Below are 18,178 nucleotides of genomic sequence, written 5' to 3'. Positions count from 1 at the left end.
GTTTTGCTTCAATTTCGTCGCGTTGTTGTTGTCGTTGCCAGCATGCTGGCTTTTTCCGTGCCAGCGTTTGCCGGCAAACTCGCCATTGTTGTTGATGATTTCGGCTATCGCCCACAGACCGAAAATCAGGTTATCGCCATGCCTGCGGCAGTCACCGTTGCCGTGCTGCCAAACGCGCCGCACGCAAAAGAGATGGCTACCAAAGCCCATAACGCCGGGCATGAGGTGCTAATCCACCTGCCTATGGCCCCCTTAAGCAAACAGCCGCTGGAAAAAGATACCCTGCGCCCGGATATGAGCAGCGCGGAGATTGAGCGCATCATTAGCGATGCGGTCAGTAAAGTGCCCTATGCGACCGGGTTAAACAACCATATGGGCAGTGCCATGACTTCCAGCCTGTTTGGTATGCAGAAGGTGATGCAGGTTCTGGGGCATTATGATCTCTACTTTCTGGACAGCATGACCATCGGCAACAGCCAGGCGATGCGCGCCGCGAGCGGTACCGGCGTGAAGGTTATTAAACGCAAAGTGTTTCTTGATGACACGCAAAACGAGAGCGACATTCGCTATCAGTTTAATCGAGCCGTCGATCTGGCGCGCCGTAGCGGTTCTGCGATTGCTATCGGCCACCCGCACCCGACAACGGTGCGCGTACTGCAGCAGATGCTCTACAACCTGCCTGCGGATATCACCCTGGTTCGCGCGGGAAGCCTGCTGAATGAACCGCAGACAGATAGCTCAACGCCGGGCCAGGCGCTGCCCCATAATCAGCCACCGCGTAACCCATTCCGGGGCGTGAAGTTGTGCAAAGCGCCACATAAACCAGAGCCCGTCTATGCCAGCCGTTTCTTTACGGTTGTGAAGGACAGCATCAGTGAAAGTACGCTGATGAAATATGTCATGAATGAATGGCAAGGCTGGGGGAAAAAACACCCCTAAACTGTGCGGGTGTTTTTCTTTTCTTCTGCCACAACGTTTTTTTCATCGTTGTGGCCATTGTGGGCATACCAGGCCTTGAAATATTTAAGAAAACTGTACAAGGTGGCATATAAACCCGTCACCGCGCCCACTTTGCCGTTTCGCCACGCGCCACTAAATAAATACCATTTAAAAAACGCACCGATGGCGCTGATAATTCCACGTCCAATTGATGGACGGATTTTCTGATATTTCACCAGCCTCGTGGTGTAGCTATTAAGTTTGCTGAATACTTCATGCAGTGAATAAAACGTATCGTGGCGCACATGCCCCGGTATTTTTGTCGATGTCGAATAACCTTCCACCTGATCATCGACGGCACGATTGTTAAACCGCGCCTTGCGGCGATTATATAAGCGCACAGGGAAATCAGGTGAAGATATAGGATATATCGTGCGAGTTTGTTCGCCCAGCACATACCAGTAACGCGGCAAACGCCACGCCTGATCGGCACTCGGCTCCTCACCGGCTTTTAGCTGCAGAATAAAATTTACCGTCTGCTCATCAAGAATTTCATCACTGTCCATACAGAGCACCCAGTCATACGCAGCCAGGCTGGTTGCGTGGTTCATCTGCGCGCCATGCATCGCATATGGATGATAATGAACATGAAGATCATATTCCCGACAAATATCCAGCGTCGCGTCTGTACTGCCGGAATCCAGAACCACAAAATCATCCGCGATTTTAAGCAGTGGCGGGAGCACATCCCGTAATAAGCGAGCGGAATTGCAGGTTAACAGACACACCGAAAGTTTGAACATAATTAGCCGCACTGAAAAGGTTAAACGGATCGTCAACGAACTTTACTTTCTAATGTAGAACACTGTTACGGAAATTGTGCCTTTTGTGCGATTGAAAGGTGAAAACAGGAAGGGATAAGAGAAAGACGCCCGCAGGCGTCTTTATTTTTAGTTCCAGCTAAGGATTACCTTACCAGACTGTCCAGAACGCATCGCATCAAATCCTTTCTGGAAGTCATCAATGCCGAAACGGTGAGTGATAATAGGGGACAAATCCAGTCCGGACTGAATTAATGCCGCCATTTTGTACCAGGTCTCAAACATTTCACGGCCATAGATACCTTTAATAAAGAGACCCTTGAAGATAACTTTATTCCAGTCGATTGCCATATCAGACGGCGGAATACCGAGCATCGCAATACGACCGCCGTGGTTCATGGTATCGAGCATGGTACGGAAGGCTGGCGGCGCGCCGGACATTTCCAGCCCGACATCAAAACCTTCTGTCATTCCCAGCTCGGCCATCACATCGGACAGGTTCTCTTTCGCCACGTTCACTGCGCGGGTAACGCCCATTTTACGCGCCAGATCCAGACGGTATTCATTCACGTCAGTGATAACCACATTGCGCGCGCCAACGTGTTTTGCCACCGCCGCCGCCATAATGCCAATCGGGCCAGCGCCAGAGACCAGCACGTCTTCCCCGACCAGGTCGAAGGAGAGCGCGGTGTGCACCGCATTGCCGAACGGATCGAAAATAGAGGCCAGATCGTCGGAAATGTTGTCCGGAATTTTGAACGCGTTGAACGCGGGAATAACCAGATATTCAGCAAAACAGCCCGGGCGGTTGACGCCGACACCCACGGTATTGCGGCACAGGTGCGTACGACCCGCGCGGCAGTTACGACAATGTCCGCAGGTAATGTGGCCTTCACCGGAAACGCGATCGCCGATTTTAAAACCCTTCACTTCCTGGCCGATGCCTACCACTTCGCCAACGTACTCGTGCCCGACCACCATCGGTACCGGGATCGTTTTTTGCGACCATTCATCCCAGTTATAGATATGCACATCGGTACCGCAAATAGCGGTTTTGCGAATTTTAATCAGCAGGTCGTTATGGCCGATTTCCGGAGCCGGCACATCGGTCATCCAGATGCCTTCTTCCGCTTTCAGCTTAGATAGCGCTTTCATCTTACGTCCTCAGGCAATGACGCCCAGTTGTTTACCGATGCGGGTAAAGGCATCCACCGCACGTTCGATTTGCTCAGGGGTATGAGCGGCAGACATTTGGGTACGAATACGTGCCTGGCCTTTTGGCACTACCGGGAAGAAGAAGCCGGTCACGTAAATCCCCTCTTTTTGCAACTCGCGGGCAAAGTTCTGTGCCACCACCGCATCCCCCAGCATCACCGGAATGATGGCGTGATCGGCGCCTGCCAGGGTAAAACCTGCCGCACTCATTTTTTCACGGAACAGACGTGCGTTAGACCACAGACGGTCGCGCAGCGCGCTCCCCGCTTCCACCATCTCCAGCACCTTAATGGAGGCAGCGACAATCGCTGGCGCCAGCGAGTTGGAGAACAGATACGGGCGTGAGCGCTGACGCAGCCACTCGACGACTTCTTTACGCGCTGCGGTATAACCGCCAGACGCGCCGCCGAGCGCTTTACCCAGCGTACCGGTGATGATGTCCACACGGCCCATGACGTCGCAGTACTCGTGCGAGCCACGACCGTTATCGCCGACAAACCCCACCGCGTGGGAATCATCGACCATGACCAGCGCATCGTACTTGTCCGCCAGGTCGCAGACTCCTTTCAGGTTGGCAATCACACCGTCCATCGAGAAGACGCCATCGGTGGCAATCAGGACATGGCGAGCGCCGGCTTCGCGAGCCTCTTTCAGACGCGCTTCCAGCTCCTGCATGTCGTTATTGGCATAGCGGAAACGCTTCGCTTTACACAAACGTACGCCGTCAATGATCGATGCATGGTTCAGCGCATCGGAAATAATCGCATCCTCCGCGCCCAGCAGAGTTTCGAACAGACCGCCGTTGGCATCGAAACAGGAGGAATACAGGATCGCATCCTCCATACCGAGGAACTCAGCGAGTTTCTTTTCAAGCTGCTTGTGGCTGTCCTGCGTGCCGCAGATAAAACGTACAGAGGCCATACCGAACCCGTGGCTGTCCATCCCCGCTTTCGCGGCGGCAATCAATTCAGGATGGTTGGCCAGCCCCAGGTAGTTATTGGCGCAGAAGTTAATGACATGGCTTCCATTCGCCACGGTGATATCAGCCTGCTGGGCCGACGTGATAATGCGTTCTTCTTTAAACAACCCTTCCGCACGTGCGGTCTCCAGGTCGCTCGTTAACTGCTTGTAAAAATCCCCACGCATCGCAATTCTCCAGACTGGGCAAATTTCGGCACATATTACCCAAAGCTATACGTTGATACGAGATGACGCATCACCTGTTGCACATTTTGTAGCATAAATCACGTGTAAGATTATGCCCTGTCCGTCAATGGCTGTCGGGCTGGCAATGAGATGGTATGATAAGAATCATTAGTGTCTGAGATAGTCTCGGAGCTCCACAATTCAAAGGTCATAGTTATGATTATCGTTACCGGCGGCGCGGGTTTTATTGGCAGCAATATCGTTAAAGCCCTGAATGATAAAGGCATCACCGACATTCTGGTGGTGGACAATCTGAAAGACGGCACCAAGTTTGCGAACCTGGTGGATCTGGATATTGCCGATTACATGGACAAAGAAGACTTCCTTATCCAGATTATGGCGGGTGAAGAATTCGGCGATATCGAGGCTATTTTCCACGAAGGCGCCTGCTCGTCCACCACCGAGTGGGATGGCAAGTACATGATGGATAACAATTATCAGTACTCCAAAGAGGTGCTGCACTACTGCCTGGAGCGTGAAATTCCGTTCCTGTATGCCTCTTCTGCGGCTACCTACGGCGGACGCACCAGCGACTTTATCGAATCCCGCGAATATGAGAAACCGCTGAACGTCTACGGTTACTCCAAATTCCTGTTTGATGAATATGTCCGTCAGATCCTGCCGGAAGCGAACTCTCCGGTTGTCGGTTTCCGCTATTTCAATGTCTACGGTCCGCGCGAAGGTCACAAAGGCAGCATGGCGAGCGTGGCGTTCCACCTCAACACCCAATTGAATAATGGTGAAAGCCCGAAACTGTTTGAAGGCAGCGACAGCTTCAAGCGCGACTTCGTCTATGTAGGCGATGTGGCGGCAGTCAACCTGTGGTTCTGGGAAAACGGCGTATCCGGCATTTTCAACCTCGGCACGGGTCGTGCGGAATCGTTCCAGGCCGTGGCCGATGCCACGCTGGCGTTCCACAAAAAAGGCAGCATCGAATACATTCCGTTCCCGGATAAACTGAAAGGTCGCTATCAGGCATTCACCCAGGCTGATTTAACCAACCTGCGTGCCGCGGGCTATGACAAGCCGTTCAAAACCGTTGCCGAAGGCGTAACGGAATATATGGCCTGGCTGAACCGCGATAACGGCACCCATTCATAAAATCATTAAAGCGGTATCAAGGCGGCAACTGAGTGAGTCCCCGGGAGCATAGAATAACGCTGTGACTGGGGTGAACAAAGGCAGCCAACGCAGAGACAGCTTGAAGGATGAAGTGAATGAAAATTTTGGTGATAGGCCCGTCATGGGTGGGCGACATGATGATGTCGCAAAGTCTCTATCGCACGCTCAAGGCGCGCTATCCCCAGGCGATAATCGACGTGATGGCACCTGCGTGGTGCCGTCCGCTGTTATCGCGGATGCCGGAAGTCAACGAGGCGATCCCGATGCCGCTCGGCCACGGGGCGCTGGAACTTGGCGAACGCCGTAGGCTGGGTCACAGCCTGCGCGAAAAACGCTATGACAGGGCATATGTCCTGCCGAATTCCTTTAAATCGGCTCTGGTACCCTTCTTTGCCCGAGTGCCTCGCCGTACCGGCTGGCGCGGCGAAATGCGCTACGGCTTACTGAACGATGTTCGCGTTTTAGACAAGCAGGCCTGGCCGCTGATGGTCGAACGCTATGTGGCACTGGCCTACGATAAAGGCGTGATGGCGTCGGCAAAAGATTTGCCGCAGCCGCTACTGTGGCCGCAGTTGCAGGTGAATGAGGGCGAAAAAGCCCAGACCTGCGCTGCCTTTGGCCTCTCAGCAGAGCGTCCATTGATTGGTTTTTGCCCCGGCGCTGAGTTTGGCCCGGCCAAGCGCTGGCCACACTATCACTATGCGGAACTGGCAAAACAGCTGATCGATGAAGGTTTTCAGATTGTGCTGTTTGGCTCGGCGAAAGATCACGACGCAGGCAATCAAATTCTCGCGACACTCAGCGTTGAACAGCAGGCCTGGTGCCGCAATCTGGCCGGGGAAACCCAACTGGAGCAGGCGGTCATTCTTCTCGCCTCCTGTAAAGCGGTCGTCAGCAATGACTCAGGCCTGATGCATGTTGCCGCGGCACTTAATCGCCCCCTGGTCGCGCTTTATGGGCCCAGCAGTCCGGATTTCACCCCGCCGCTATCGCACAAAGCACGGGTGATTCGCCTGATTACCGGCTATCACAAAGTACGCAAAGGCGATGCGGCCGAAGGCTATCACCAGAGCCTGATCGACATTACCCCACAGCAGGTACTGAGCGAGCTAAACACGCTGTTGCTGAATGAAGAAGGATAGCGAATGCGGGTTCTTATCGTTAAAACCTCTTCAATGGGTGATGTGCTGCATACCCTGCCTGCGTTAACCGACGCGGTACAGGCGATTCCTGGTATTCACTTTGACTGGGTTGTTGAAGAAAACTTTGCGCAAATCCCGTCATGGCATGATGCGGTTGACCGGGTGATTCCCGTGGCGATTCGCCGCTGGCGTAAAGCGTGGTTTTCTGCGCCCGTGAAAGCAGAGCGTCATGCCTTTCGCCACGCCGTGCAGGCCGAATACTACGACGCTATCATCGATGCTCAGGGGCTGGTAAAAAGCGCCGCGCTGGTGACGCGTCTTGCCCACGGCATTAAACATGGTATGGACTGGCAAACCGCGCGTGAGCCGCTGGCGAGCCTGTTCTACAATCGCCGCCATCACATCGCAAAGCAGCAGCATGCGGTGGAGCGCACCCGTGAACTGTTCGCAAAAAGCCTGGGTTACGACAAACCACAAATTCAGGGCGATTACGCCATTGCCCGCCATTTTCCCAGCAGTAGCGGCCTCAAGACGCCATATGCCGTCTTTTTACATGCCACAACGCGTGATGATAAGCACTGGCCTGAGAGCCACTGGCGTGAGCTGCTTGGCCTGCTGGCTAACAGCGGTTTGCGGATTAAGTTACCCTGGGGTGCGCCGCATGAAGAAGCGCGGGCAAAACGCCTTGCCGAGGGCTATGATTTCGTGGATGTCCTGCCACGCATGAGCCTGGAAAATGTCGCTCAGGTGCTGGCCGGGGCGAGGTTTGTGGTTTCCGTCGATACCGGTCTGAGTCATTTGACGGCGGCACTGGATCGCCCGAATGTGACGCTCTACGGACCAACGGATCCAGGGTTGATCGGGGGTTACGGTAAAAACCAGCACAGCCTGCGCCCGGAAACCGGAAACCGCACGGACGATATTTCCGCCGCACGCGTTTATGCACATCTTAAAAGCCAGGCAGGGGTGTAATGGGTTCACTTTTTAAGCAAATCTATCGTTATACGCGCCCGCGAAGCTTCCGCCATAACGAAAATCTCTGGCCGTGGACCAAAATCCAGCGGGCGAAGAGCGGTGAGATTAGCTCACTGAATTATAAAGGCTTCCCGGTTCCTCTGGTGTCGCTCAGCGGGCTGAAAGGAAGTGCGCAGGGGGAGGTTTTACTGACAGCCACTGGCCCGTCAACCCGAGGCATTGATTTCAAAAAACTGCCAAAAGATATCCCGGTGATGGGCGTTAACGGCGCCTACTCCCTGTCGCTGGATGTGAATTTTTCACTCTATGTGATTGTAGATATGGAGTTTTTTGACAAAAGAAGCGATATCATCCGCGCCATTATTGCCGATAGCAGTATCCTGCTGTTTACCACCATGCACGGTATCGCCAAAATTCTCGATCGCCACGCAGCAGAGCTCAAATGCCGTTTAGCCCTGATTGAAGACGCTTGCTATAAAATTTATCAGCCAAAAGTTCCGCACGACCAAAAATGGGAAGCCTATAACGGCAATTCGCCGATGCGGTTTTGCGAGAAGCGCAACGATATCTGTTTTAGTACCGATATCCGGTTGGGTATTTTTGATGCGGGGACCGTGGTGTACTGGGCATTGCAGATTTTAACCTTTATGGGATTTAACACTATTCTCATTAGTGGCCTGGATATGAATAATTTCCACCAGCCGCGTTTTTATGAGACCGCAGAAAATAAGCTGCCATCCTATCTGGAAACAAAAATCGACAATCTTGTTATGCCGTCTTTCGCTCATGCTTCACGCATAATGAAAGAGAATAAAAGCACAGTCGTGAACTTTTCTTTAGACAGCGCAGTACCTGATGCAGTTTTTACTAAGGTATCTTTTGATGATTACTTCAACAATCGCTAAGCATTCCAAAAACGCTTATCCGGTTTTCTTTTATTTGTTTCTTTTTTTTAGTGCCATCTTTTGTATGTCAACCCGCACTAATAATCTTTTCCATATCACGTTAGCTTTGTTTGTACTGTCGTTATTAAGTCGTCAAAATCTGAGCATGCTGGTACAAAACTGTCGTGGTAAGGGGTTGATACTGCTTGCGATGATAGTTTTTATGATTTATTTCGCGCTGAGCAATTTCTGGGGGAGCGAGCCGCCGCGTTTCAATTCCACACTGACCCATGGTACCTATCTTTTTTTCTACGTGCTTATTCTGAGCAGCCTGCTGGAAAATCCAAAAAGCAGACACATTGCGTTGTTAAGTGTGGTGGCGGGGATTACCGTTCTGTCAGTGTACACACTGATAACCGACTACTCGCTGGTGCTCACGCTCCGTCAGGTCTCGCTCAGCAATCCCGGCCCGGCAAATGTTATTGATTTAGCAGGCTATTGCGGCGTGGGCATCTTGCTCTCAGGGATACTCATGAAGGAGCAGAAACAGCCGTTGTACTGGATTCCCATCGTCATTTTGCTGTTTATGATGCTGCTAACGCAAAGCCGTGGCCCCATTATTTCGCTCTTTATCGCCTTTCTCTTCACACTGCATCTTCATTTACTGACAAGACGCAATCTGACTATCGGCGCGGTACTTATTATCGTCTTCGCGGCCTTATTCTTCTTTACCCCGGCGGGCGATTTACTGGTGGGGCGCTTCGAGGCGCTCAGCACGCAGAGTGGGCTGCGCTTGAGTATCTGGCACCATACGTTACAGGAAGTGTCCTCTCACTGGTGGCTTGGTCGTGGTTTTACTTTCGATCTGGATTTTATAAATTACAGCGGTGAGCATATTACCACGACGCACAGTGTCTACCTTGGCACCTTACTGAAAGGTGGCATTCTGGGTTTCTTCATTCTGCTGATGATTATCTTCTGTGGACTGGCTTTTGCGATTGGCAAGTATGTCAAAGACAAACGTTATGAGGCCGCGCTGTTCATCTTTGCGCTGATATTTATGTCCTCGCAGGGGATGTTTATTATCAGTAACCCAAGAGAATCCTGGATTTTATTCTGGCTGCCGTTGGCGGTTGTCATCAGTCACAGTAAACCAAAGAATCTGTTTTATACCTTCTAAACGATAAAAGCCCGCATTGCGGGCCTTTATTTTTGATTACATCGCTTTTGCTACTGGATGGCAAATCTCATCGAGGCGGATATCGATAGTTTGCAGCAATTCCACCATCGGCATTGCCGAAATATCATCTGTTGAGCAAATAAGCTGCGTCGCCTTTTCATAGTGTGGGGCCCAGATTTTATACCCCGGCAACCCCGTATCTTTGAGCTTACGCTGGTTATAAACGGCGATCAGGGGTTTATCGAGCGCACGAGCAATATGCACAATTGAGGTATCCGGCGTGATCACCAGATCAACCCGACGAACGATTTCTACCGCAGTATTGATCGTACTGTCCTTAAGAAACAGGGCATTATCTATATTGAGCTGACTGACTTTTGCGCCCTGGCCAATTATTACCGCCCGGGTGGGGTAAGGCAGCGCGTTAAGATGCTCAACAATGCTGACGACCTGCTCGCGAGAAAAATCCTTATCCTCGGAACCCGTAAAAGGATTGATCGCCACAAAGCAGGCTTGCGGTGCTTCGGTTGCCAGCAATTGCGCCACCTTCTCCCGTTCGTGTGCGTCTCCCGCGACATGGTAGGTGTAGTGGTCAGCCGCAATACCGAACAAATTCAATACCTGCTGATAGCGTGCGGAAATGTGCTTTGTGGCATCAAAGAAAGGGATAGTGTGATCAAAAAGCTTGTACTGCTCTTTGTTGTAGCCAATGACGCAACCTACGTTCAGTTCTGACAACAACTTAAAACGCTCGTAGGTATTCACATCATCAAAATCAATAACGGCATCAAACCGCTCGGCCTGTAATGCCGTAAGCGACATGCGCGGTTTATAGAGGTGAACGTTTTCCAGATAGTCCGCGCCCGCCAAAAGTTGCTGACACATCGGCCCCGTCAGGACTGAAACCCGATAACCTTTTTCTGCCAGCGCGCGGGCACAACCTGTTGTCACCACCATATCGCCAATCTTGTCATCGAGGCGCAGTAACAATAGATGTTTCACCGAATGCGGATTAAAGGGCGCACGCGCCGCTTTATGCCGATAGCGGCGATTGATCAACGCAAATTTAATGCTACGGAAAAACGCGTTCTTTTTGCGTGTGAATTGCTTAAGGGCACCCATCGTTACCAACTCAACTTATCTGTTTAGCGCTGTACAATTTTTTGCTGATAGTAGTCCGCCAGGGTCATGCCCTTAACGCGCGGCTGCAGCCATGTAAAGAAAGATTCAAGGTCATCATACAGACGCTCGATATCCTGTTCATTCTTAAATGTCGGGCTACCACCCGGCATATATTCAGACGAGTGCAGCATGTACTCAACATAGTCATTGCCCTGCGCCAGCGTCTGCTCCACAACACGCTGCATGGTATCGACGTTGCCGCCCATCGGTCGTAGCCAATGGACAGAAGGCGAACGCAATTTACCGCGCAGTTTGTCATAACCTTGTTTAATGCTGTTCATCAGCGCCGAGTGCTTGAACTGGATGCTCATTGGCACCTCAAGCAGCGACGAGTTGCCGGGCTTACTGATGTCGTTTTCATCAAGAAAATAGGCCTGCAGCGGGAAATGGCGATAATCCGTGCCCCCGGTCCCCTGCGGCGCCCCTTTCGCGGTTTTCCAGTTCACTTTTGGCGTGACGGAACAGTCCACCTCGTAGCCATATTCAACCAGCAGACGCGCATAACGTTCATCAAAGGCCCAGCGACCAGCACGATGGCTGCGCATTTTGGTCTGGAAGGTGTCCTGCAGGAGTTTGGTCATAAAATCGACCTTTTCCCGCATCAGCGCGTCGGAATACTCAATAAGGTAGGGTTTATAGCGCCAGTCGTTATCGGTCAGCGGCGTCTCTGGCGGGCTATTCCAGGCATGTAAATGCATACCGATTTCTGCCGTGCCCCGGGCAATCACGTCCTGACCAAACTCGATAAAAAACGGGTCGATGGCCATTTCGTAATTAGTAAGATAGACCGGTTTAAAACCATACTTTTCACACACAGCCTGAAAACGCGGCAAATATTTCGCATTTTCTGTGGTGATACTGTCATTTTTTTGCCAGAGGTTGTCACCCTCTGTATCGATCGTGATAAGAAATGCCGGTTTCTGCACGTCTTTGTCCTCAGGCTTAGTTATCCGGCCATGGTAGAGCAATACAACGCTTCTCTCAATGCATCTGATAACCTAGAATCAGAGGCTTGTAATCGGATTAAGAAGACCGTATGACGCCCGAAACCCGCCCTTTCAACAGCACAATGCCTGCGCGCATTTTAGTGATAAAGCTACGCCATCATGGCGATATGCTGCTGATTACGCCCGTGATCCAGACACTTCGCCAGCGCTATCCTGACGCAAAAATCGACGTTTTGCTGTATGAAGAGACGCGGGATATGCTCGCTGCCAACACCGATATCCATCGCATTTACGGCATTGACCGGAAATGGAAAAAGCAGGGGCAGCGCCACCTGATCGCCATGGAGTGGGGGCTGCTACGGACTTTACGTAAGCAACACTACGACCTGGTGCTGAACCTGGCCGATCAATGGCGCAGCGCCATCGTCACCCGCTTTACTGGCGCACCTCGTCGCATTGGTTTTGATTTCCCGAAACGCCGCCACCCCTTTTGGCGCTTTTGCCATACGGACCTGGCCTCCACGCAGGCCCATAACAGCCTGCATACGGTCCAGCAAAATCTCTCCATCCTTGCGCCATTGGGTATAGAGGTACAAACTGCCCCGGCCAAAATGGGCTATAGCGAAGCAGACTGGCAGGCCTGCAAGGCATTGTTGCCAGAAGGCTTAACCGGTGGCTATATCGTTGTGCAACCCACCTCACGCTGGTTCTTTAAATGCTGGCGAGAGGATCGCATGAGCGCGGTGATTAACGCGCTCTCGGCTGACGGCTACACCGTTGTCCTCACCTCTGGCCCGGATGCCAAAGAGAAGCAGATGGTTGATACCATTATTGCAGGCTGCCAGGATGCGCGTCTGGTCTCGCTGGCCGGGAAACTGACGCTGCGCCAGCTCGGTGCGCTGATTGACCACGCCCGGCTGTTCATCGGGGTCGATTCCGTACCGATGCATATGGCCGCCGCGCTTAATACGCCGCTGGTTGCCCTGTTTGGCCCCTCTAAACTGACCTTCTGGCGTCCATGGCAGGCTCAGGGCGAAGTCATTTGGGCAGGGGACTACGGCCCGCTTCCCGATCCTGATGCCATTGATACCCGCACGGATGAACGTTACCTGAATTTGATTCCTGAGGAAGACGTTATCGCCGCGGCAAGAAGGGTTTTAGCATGAGCAAATTTCGCCTGGCACTGGTAAGGCAAAAATACCGCCCCGATGGCGGCGCGGAACGTTTTGTCTCCCGCGCGCTGGAAGCGCTCGATAGCAGTCATCTCGAACTGAATGTTATCACCCGCGAGTGGCAGGGGCCGGTAAAACCGGACTGGCATATTCATATCTGTAACCCCAGAAAATGGGGACGCATCAGCCGCGAACGCGGGTTCGCTAACGCCGCAAGAGCGCTCTGGGAAAGCAAACAGTTCGACCTTGTGCAAAGCCATGAGCGCATTCCGGGCTGCGATTTGTATCGCGCCGGGGACGGCGTGCACCGCCGCTGGCTGGAGCAACGTGCGCGTATTCTGCCGGGCTGGAAACAAGCCTTGTTGTTCGCTGACCGCTATCACCGCTATGTCATGAATGCTGAACGTGAGATGTATCAGCATGACCATCTGCGCGGCGTCATTTGCAATGCCGAGATGATAAAGCAGGAGATCATTGCGGATTTCGGCCTGCCGGCAGACAAAATCCATGTGATTTACAACGCCATCGATAACCAGCGTTTCACACCGCCGGATGAAGAGACCTTCGCGACGCTGCGCCAACAGCACGGGATTCCGCTACAGGCAACCTGCCTGGTCTATGTCGGTTCGGGCTTCGAGCGTAAGGGTCTGGATGCTGCCATTCGCGCTATCGCCCCCACGGATCGCCACCTTTTCGTCGTGGGCAAGGATAAAGATCAGCGTCGCTACGAATCTCTGGCGGTATCGCTGAATTGTGCCAGTCGGGTGCACTTCTTTGGCATGCAAACAGAGACGCTACCGTTCTATCAAATGGCGGATGGCCTGCTTTTGCCAACCCTTTACGATCCGTTCCCCAATGTGATTCTGGAAGCAATGGCCTGTGGTTTGCCGGTTATCACCACGACCGGCTGCGGCGGCCAGGAATTCATTGTTCAGGGGCAGAATGGCTATGTGTGCGATGCGCTGGATATTCCCGCCTTGCAGGACGCCGTTATGGCACTCCCCGCACGCGCATCAGGCTCCAGTGAAGGGCAGCATGCCCGAGAACGCATTTTGTCCTGCACCGCTGAGCGTCTGTCGACGCAATTACTTGCCCTTTACCAGAAGCTGGTGAAATGACCATGCGCATACTGTTTATCATTGATGGATTACCGGGCGGCGGCGCCGAGAAAGTCGTTTTGACGCTTGCAGAGACGTTTTTACGCCGGGGGGATGAAGTATCACTTTTTTCACTGCGCGACGTCTGCGAATACCCTCTGCCTGACGGGCTCGATTACCGGGTTATCGCCGATAAATGTCGCAAGCCCTGGCGTAAGCTGACGGAGATTTCTCGTCGCGCGCGCCAGCTTGACTCTGCGGTCGTCGATGCCGAGCGCTCGGGTCGTTTCGATCTGGTGTTATCTAACCTGCATAAAACCGATCGCATTGTGTCGCGCAGTAAAACGCTGCGCTCGCATAACCTGTGGTTCTGTTTGCATGGCGTGTTTTCAACCTCTTATCTCGGTCACCGGACCGGTTTTGACCGCTGGCTGAAACAGCAGAAAATTAAACGCGTTTACCAGGGGCGCAATATCGTCAGCGTCTCCAGCGCCGTCGGGCAGGACCTGGTCGAACAGTTCGCCATCCAGCCTGCACAGCTGAAAACCATCTATAACCCCTTTGATATTGCCGCGATCCGCGCAAGCGCCGACCTCCCCTTCGAGATGGCCGGTCAGGATTACATTATCCACGTCGGGCGCCTGCATCCAGGAAAACGCCAGGACCGCCTGATTGAAGCCTATGCGCTCAGTCACATCACCGCGCCGTTAGTGTTGCTCGGCCAGGGCAAACCAGAGCAGGAACAGCGTTTGCGCGCGCTGGCTGAAAAACTGGGCGTTGCCGACCGCGTGCTGTTTAAAGGCTTTCAGAGCAACCCACATTCATGGATGAAACAGGCGCGGATGCTGGTGCTCAGCTCCGATAGCGAAGGGCTGGGTAATGTGGTCATTGAAGCGCTGATTCTGGGCACGCCCGTTGCCAGTACCCGCTGCCCGGGCGGCATCCCCGAAATCCTGACGGGCCCGCTGGCAAAAGGGCTTGCAGACCTCAATAGCCCTGCGCTGGCTCAGGCGATGCAAAGCATTTACACTAATCCGCCGATTATTGAGCAGGCTGCGCTGGAAAAATTCAGCGTGGAGACAATCTGTCAGCAATACCGCCAGCTAAGCAAAGACTAACTGGCCCCTTACCGATACCGGATCTTTTATGAGTCAAAACCCTTTACTGAGCATCGTGGTCGCGGTGTATAACGGCGGGAAATTCCTCCCACAGTTTTTTGAATGCATTGAACAACAGCAACTGGAAAGCTATGAACTGATCCTGGTAAACGACGGTTCGACTGATAACAGCCTGGCCGTGATCGATGCCTGGCGCGACAGAATGCAAAACGTCACGCTGATTCAACAGGAAAACCAGGGCGTTTCCGTCGCGCGAAATTCCGGCCTTGCCGTTGCAAAAGGCAAATACCTGACCTTCCCCGACATTGACGATAAGCTCTACCCGGGGATGTTCCGTACCCTGCTGGATATGGCGGAAAAGGGCAATCTTGATGTTGCCACCTGTAATGGCCGCTATGTTTACGAAAAGAAACGTGAAAGCCACCCTATTTTCCCGCCTGAGCGTTTATCTTCAACGCCAGTATTGCCGGGCCACGTCTGGTTGAAAACCGCGCTCGACTCGCGCAAATTTCTGCATGTCACGTGGCTGAATATCTATCGTCGGGAATTTATTACCCAACATAATTTTCATTTCGAACCGGGGCTACGCCATCAGGATATTCCCTGGACCACAGAGGTACTGCTGGCAGCGGAGCGTGTGCAGTACACCAGTGAAACCTTTTATGATTACTACATTCACTCAGAATCGGTGTCGCACAAGCCGGACAATGACGATACGCTGATGCGCTCAGCGCGCCATTACATGAAAATTCTGGAGATGCTGGACGCCATCAATAAACGTTACCCGGACAAGGCACGCAACATCTCCGCCTGTCGCTGGCAAATAGCCAAAGAGGGGCTTGGCATTATTCATACGTTCGATGAAATGAAAGATGAAGCGAAAAAACGTATTATCATCAGTGAGTTTTTCGATCGCGGAATCTGGCGGCTGATTTGGACCAATGCCAGCTCATTGCGTTTACGCTGGCGTCTGGGGCGCCGTTATTTCCGGATTAAAAAATACCGCGATGTCGCATAGCGTGTGCCGCATTCTCGCTATAACGCTGGTTCAGTATCAATGCGCCAAAGATATAGCTTTAAGCGGGCTAAATGCTTAGAATTTGCCCGCCGAAACTCAAAAAACGGATAATCGCTTGGAATTGTTGTATACCATCCTGCTCTACTTAATTCAGCCTCTGGTGTGGCTGCGGCTTTTGCTTCGCAGCCGCAAGGCTCCGGCTTATCGTAAACGCTGGGCTGAACGCTATGGCTTTTGCCGTAATAAAGTGAAGCCGGACGGTATTTTGCTGCATTCCGTCTCCGTTGGCGAAACGCTGGCGGCCATTCCGCTGGTACGCGCATTGCGCCACCGCTACCCCACGCTGCCCATTACCGTCACCACCATGACACCGACGGGCTCAGAGCGTGTAATGTCAGCCTTTGGCAAAGATGTTCATCACGTCTATCTCCCTTACGATCTGCCCTGCGCAATGGGTCGTTTTCTCGATACGGTCCGCCCGAAGCTGGTGATCGTGATGGAAACCGAACTGTGGCCAAATATGATTGCCGCGCTGAACCGTCGCAAAATTCCGCTGGTGATCGCCAATGCGCGCCTGTCGGAACGTTCGGCCAAAGGCTACGGCAAGCTGGGCCGATTTATGCGTCGTCTGCTCAGCAGAATCACGCTGATTGCTGCGCAAACCCAGGAAGATGGCGATCGTTTTATGCAGTTGGGCCTGAAACGCGGCCAACTTGCCGTTACCGGCAGCCTGAAATTTGATATTTCCGTCACCCCGGAATTAGCGGCCAAAGCCATAACACTGCGGCGCCAGTGGGCGCCTCGCCGCAAAGTGTGGATCGCTACCAGCACCCACGACGGCGAAGAGACCATTATCCTGCAGGCGCATCGTAAGTTGCTGGAGACTTTTCCGGATTTACTGCTGATCCTGGTGCCACGTCATCCGGAACGTTTCCCTGATGCGCGCGAGATGGTGCGCAAAGGCGGCTTTAGTTTCATCATGCGAAGCTCAGGTGAAATTCCTTCCGGCAGCACCCAGGTTGTCATTGGCGATACCATGGGCGAGCTAATGCTGCTTTACGGTATTGCTGATATGGCCTTTGTCGGCGGTAGTCTGGTCGAGCGCGGCGGTCATAACCCGCTGGAGCCAGCGGCACATGCTATTCCTGTGCTGATGGGGCCACACACATTCAACTTCAAAGATATCTGCGCGCGCCTGCAGGCGGCTGACGGCCTGATCACCGTCACCGATGCCGACTCACTGGTCAAAGAGGTCTCGACCTTGCTGACGGACGAAGATTACCGTCTGTGGTGTGGTCGCCACGCCGTTGAAGTCCTGCATCAGAACCAGGGCGCGCTGACGCGTCTGCTGCAACTCCTGCAACCGTATTTGCCTCAGCGGAGCCATTAATGTCTCAACGCCTGTCGGTGGTCATGATCGCCAAAAACGCGGCAGACCTGCTGCCAGATTGCTTAGCGTCAGTTGCATGGGCCGATGAAATTATTTTGCTCGATTCCGGCAGCGAGGATACAACGCCTGAAGTGGCGCGCGCGGCGGGCGTAAAAGTCTTCACCGATACCGACTGGCAGGGCTATGGCATTCAGCGCCAGAAGGCGCAACGCCTGGCCAGCGGTGACTATATCTTAATGATTGACACCGATGAACGGGTCACACCGGAACTGGCGCAGGCAATGCGTACCGTGCTTGCCGCTCCGCAGCCGGATGCGGTTTACAACATCGCCCGCCGTAACTTTTTCCTTGGCCGTTTTATGCGTCACAGCGGCTGGTACCCGGACCGGGTGACGCGACTCTATCCCCGAGAACGCTACCAGTACAACGCCAGTCTTGTACATGAATCACTGGACACCCAGGGTGCAAAAGTTATCGAGTTGAAAGGCGACCTGCTACATTTGACCTGCCGTGATTTCGCCAGCTTTCAGCGCAAACAACTGAATTACGCCACCGCCTGGGCGCAGGAGCGACATCAGAAGGGTAAGAAGGCATCGCTGACGGGTATTTTCACCCATACGCTGGGGGCGTTTCTGAAAACGCTGCTATTGCGCGGCGGCGTGCTGGATGGCAAACAAGGCTGGCTGCTCGCGGTGGTCAATGCGCAGTATACTTTCAACAAATACACCGAACTGTGGGCGCTAAACCACGGTTACAGCGAGAAAACGTAA

17 protein-coding genes are annotated in these 18,178 nt (G+C 53.0%); 12 read left to right on the top strand and 5 right to left on the bottom strand.

Going from position 1 to position 18,178, the window contains the following annotated elements:
• Positions 1-3 precede the first annotated feature (3 nt).
• Positions 4-939 (top strand): divergent polysaccharide deacetylase family protein, encoded by a 936-nt coding sequence (locus AB182_RS26125; RefSeq protein WP_047372609.1) that lies wholly within the window; start codon positions 4-6, stop codon positions 937-939.
• Here AB182_RS26125 and AB182_RS26120 read toward each other — a convergent pair.
• The 3 genes from AB182_RS26120 to kbl form a co-directional block, all read right to left on the bottom strand.
• Positions 936-1,742 carry a glycosyltransferase family 2 protein gene (locus tag AB182_RS26120; RefSeq protein ID WP_047372608.1) on the bottom strand — a complete coding sequence of 269 codons (807 nt, stop codon included), beginning with the start codon at positions 1,740-1,742 and terminating at the stop codon, positions 936-938. The genes AB182_RS26125 and AB182_RS26120 overlap by 4 nt on opposite strands.
• A 147-nt stretch (positions 1,743-1,889) precedes the next feature.
• Positions 1,890-2,915, bottom strand: coding sequence for an L-threonine 3-dehydrogenase (gene tdh, locus AB182_RS26115; protein WP_047372607.1), 1,026 nt, complete (start codon positions 2,913-2,915; stop codon positions 1,890-1,892).
• Positions 2,916-2,924: 9 nt separating this feature from the next.
• Positions 2,925-4,121 (bottom strand): glycine C-acetyltransferase, encoded by a 1,197-nt coding sequence (gene kbl, locus AB182_RS26110; protein ID WP_047372606.1) that lies wholly within the window; start codon positions 4,119-4,121, stop codon positions 2,925-2,927.
• Positions 4,122-4,337: 216 nt separating this feature from the next.
• On the opposite strand from kbl, the gene rfaD reads away from it, so the two are divergent.
• The 5 genes from rfaD to AB182_RS26085 all read left to right on the top strand — a co-directional run bounded on the left by rfaD (position 4,338) and on the right by AB182_RS26085 (position 9,484).
• Positions 4,338-5,282, top strand: a complete 945-nt coding sequence (gene rfaD, locus AB182_RS26105; protein ID WP_047372605.1) for an ADP-glyceromanno-heptose 6-epimerase — start codon at positions 4,338-4,340, stop codon at positions 5,280-5,282.
• A gap of 116 nt (positions 5,283-5,398) precedes the next feature.
• On the top strand, positions 5,399-6,445 hold the full coding sequence (rfaF, locus tag AB182_RS26100) for an ADP-heptose--LPS heptosyltransferase RfaF (protein ID WP_047372604.1): 1,047 nt from the start codon (positions 5,399-5,401) through the stop codon (positions 6,443-6,445).
• Positions 6,446-6,448: 3 nt separating this feature from the next.
• Positions 6,449-7,417, top strand: a complete 969-nt coding sequence (gene rfaC / locus AB182_RS26095; protein ID WP_047372603.1) for a lipopolysaccharide heptosyltransferase RfaC — start codon at positions 6,449-6,451, stop codon at positions 7,415-7,417.
• The gene (locus tag AB182_RS26090; RefSeq protein ID WP_047372602.1) at positions 7,417-8,325 is read left to right on the top strand and encodes a sugar glycosyltransferase; all 909 of its coding nucleotides are present in this window, start codon (positions 7,417-7,419) and stop codon (positions 8,323-8,325) included. The genes rfaC and AB182_RS26090 overlap by 1 nt, the downstream gene beginning before the upstream one ends.
• Positions 8,303-9,484 (top strand): O-antigen ligase family protein, encoded by a 1,182-nt coding sequence (locus tag AB182_RS26085; RefSeq protein WP_047372601.1) that lies wholly within the window; start codon positions 8,303-8,305, stop codon positions 9,482-9,484. Before AB182_RS26090 ends, AB182_RS26085 begins: the two co-directional genes overlap by 23 nt.
• 36 nt (positions 9,485-9,520) lie before the next feature.
• Here the strand turns inward: AB182_RS26085 and AB182_RS26080 are convergent, their stop codons facing one another.
• Positions 9,521-10,606, bottom strand: coding sequence for a glycosyltransferase family 9 protein (locus tag AB182_RS26080; protein ID WP_047372600.1), 1,086 nt, complete (start codon positions 10,604-10,606; stop codon positions 9,521-9,523).
• Between the two features lie 23 nt (positions 10,607-10,629).
• Positions 10,630-11,592, bottom strand: coding sequence for a polysaccharide deacetylase family protein (locus AB182_RS26075; protein ID WP_047372599.1), 963 nt, complete (start codon positions 11,590-11,592; stop codon positions 10,630-10,632).
• Positions 11,593-11,702: 110 nt separating this feature from the next.
• On the opposite strand from AB182_RS26075, the gene rfaQ reads away from it, so the two are divergent.
• The 6 genes from rfaQ (at position 11,703) to AB182_RS26045 (ending at position 18,178) form a co-directional block, all read left to right on the top strand.
• The gene (gene rfaQ, locus AB182_RS26070; RefSeq protein WP_047372598.1) at positions 11,703-12,779 is read left to right on the top strand and encodes a putative lipopolysaccharide heptosyltransferase III; all 1,077 of its coding nucleotides are present in this window, start codon (positions 11,703-11,705) and stop codon (positions 12,777-12,779) included.
• Positions 12,776-13,903, top strand: a complete 1,128-nt coding sequence (locus tag AB182_RS26065; protein WP_047372597.1) for a glycosyltransferase family 4 protein — start codon at positions 12,776-12,778, stop codon at positions 13,901-13,903. The genes rfaQ and AB182_RS26065 overlap by 4 nt, the downstream gene beginning before the upstream one ends.
• Before the next feature lie 2 nt (positions 13,904-13,905).
• Complete coding sequence (locus tag AB182_RS26060) at positions 13,906-15,000, top strand: glycosyltransferase (protein WP_047373448.1); 1,095 nt, start codon at positions 13,906-13,908, stop codon at positions 14,998-15,000.
• A 28-nt stretch (positions 15,001-15,028) separates the two neighbouring features.
• Positions 15,029-16,018 carry a glycosyltransferase gene (locus AB182_RS26055; protein WP_047372596.1) on the top strand — a complete coding sequence of 330 codons (990 nt, stop codon included), beginning with the start codon at positions 15,029-15,031 and terminating at the stop codon, positions 16,016-16,018.
• 115 nt (positions 16,019-16,133) lie between these two features.
• The gene (waaA, locus tag AB182_RS26050) at positions 16,134-17,408 is read left to right on the top strand and encodes a lipid IV(A) 3-deoxy-D-manno-octulosonic acid transferase (protein ID WP_047372595.1); all 1,275 of its coding nucleotides are present in this window, start codon (positions 16,134-16,136) and stop codon (positions 17,406-17,408) included.
• Positions 17,408-18,178 (top strand): glycosyltransferase family 2 protein, encoded by a 771-nt coding sequence (locus tag AB182_RS26045; protein ID WP_047372594.1) that lies wholly within the window; start codon positions 17,408-17,410, stop codon positions 18,176-18,178. Before waaA ends, AB182_RS26045 begins: the two co-directional genes overlap by 1 nt.

Source organism: Phytobacter ursingii (genome assembly GCF_001022135.1).
Classification (GTDB): Bacteria; Pseudomonadota; Gammaproteobacteria; order Enterobacterales; family Enterobacteriaceae; genus Phytobacter; species Phytobacter ursingii.
Note: the sequence above shows the minus strand (reverse complement) of the source record. Positions and strands in the feature narration are given on the sequence as shown.

What these genes read in the sequence shown, in the direction of transcription:
- AB182_RS26085 (WP_047372601.1), top strand. Translation starts at nt 8,303, where the DNA reads ATGATTACTTCAACAATCGCTAAGCATTCCAAAAACGCTTATCCGGTT.
- AB182_RS26060 (WP_047373448.1), top strand. Translation starts at nt 13,906, where the DNA reads ATGCGCATACTGTTTATCATTGATGGATTACCGGGCGGCGGCGCCGAG.
- AB182_RS26080 (WP_047372600.1), bottom strand. Translation starts at nt 10,606, where the DNA reads ATGGGTGCCCTTAAGCAATTCACACGCAAAAAGAACGCGTTTTTCCGT.
- rfaD (WP_047372605.1), top strand. Translation starts at nt 4,338, where the DNA reads ATGATTATCGTTACCGGCGGCGCGGGTTTTATTGGCAGCAATATCGTT.
- AB182_RS26120 (WP_047372608.1), bottom strand. Translation starts at nt 1,742, where the DNA reads ATGTTCAAACTTTCGGTGTGTCTGTTAACCTGCAATTCCGCTCGCTTA.
- rfaF (WP_047372604.1), top strand. Translation starts at nt 5,399, where the DNA reads ATGAAAATTTTGGTGATAGGCCCGTCATGGGTGGGCGACATGATGATG.
- rfaQ (WP_047372598.1), top strand. Translation starts at nt 11,703, where the DNA reads ATGACGCCCGAAACCCGCCCTTTCAACAGCACAATGCCTGCGCGCATT.
- tdh (WP_047372607.1), bottom strand. Translation starts at nt 2,915, where the DNA reads ATGAAAGCGCTATCTAAGCTGAAAGCGGAAGAAGGCATCTGGATGACC.
- rfaC (WP_047372603.1), top strand. Translation starts at nt 6,449, where the DNA reads ATGCGGGTTCTTATCGTTAAAACCTCTTCAATGGGTGATGTGCTGCAT.
- AB182_RS26065 (WP_047372597.1), top strand. Translation starts at nt 12,776, where the DNA reads ATGAGCAAATTTCGCCTGGCACTGGTAAGGCAAAAATACCGCCCCGAT.
- kbl (WP_047372606.1), bottom strand. Translation starts at nt 4,121, where the DNA reads ATGCGTGGGGATTTTTACAAGCAGTTAACGAGCGACCTGGAGACCGCA.
- AB182_RS26045 (WP_047372594.1), top strand. Translation starts at nt 17,408, where the DNA reads ATGTCTCAACGCCTGTCGGTGGTCATGATCGCCAAAAACGCGGCAGAC.
- AB182_RS26090 (WP_047372602.1), top strand. Translation starts at nt 7,417, where the DNA reads ATGGGTTCACTTTTTAAGCAAATCTATCGTTATACGCGCCCGCGAAGC.
- AB182_RS26055 (WP_047372596.1), top strand. Translation starts at nt 15,029, where the DNA reads ATGAGTCAAAACCCTTTACTGAGCATCGTGGTCGCGGTGTATAACGGC.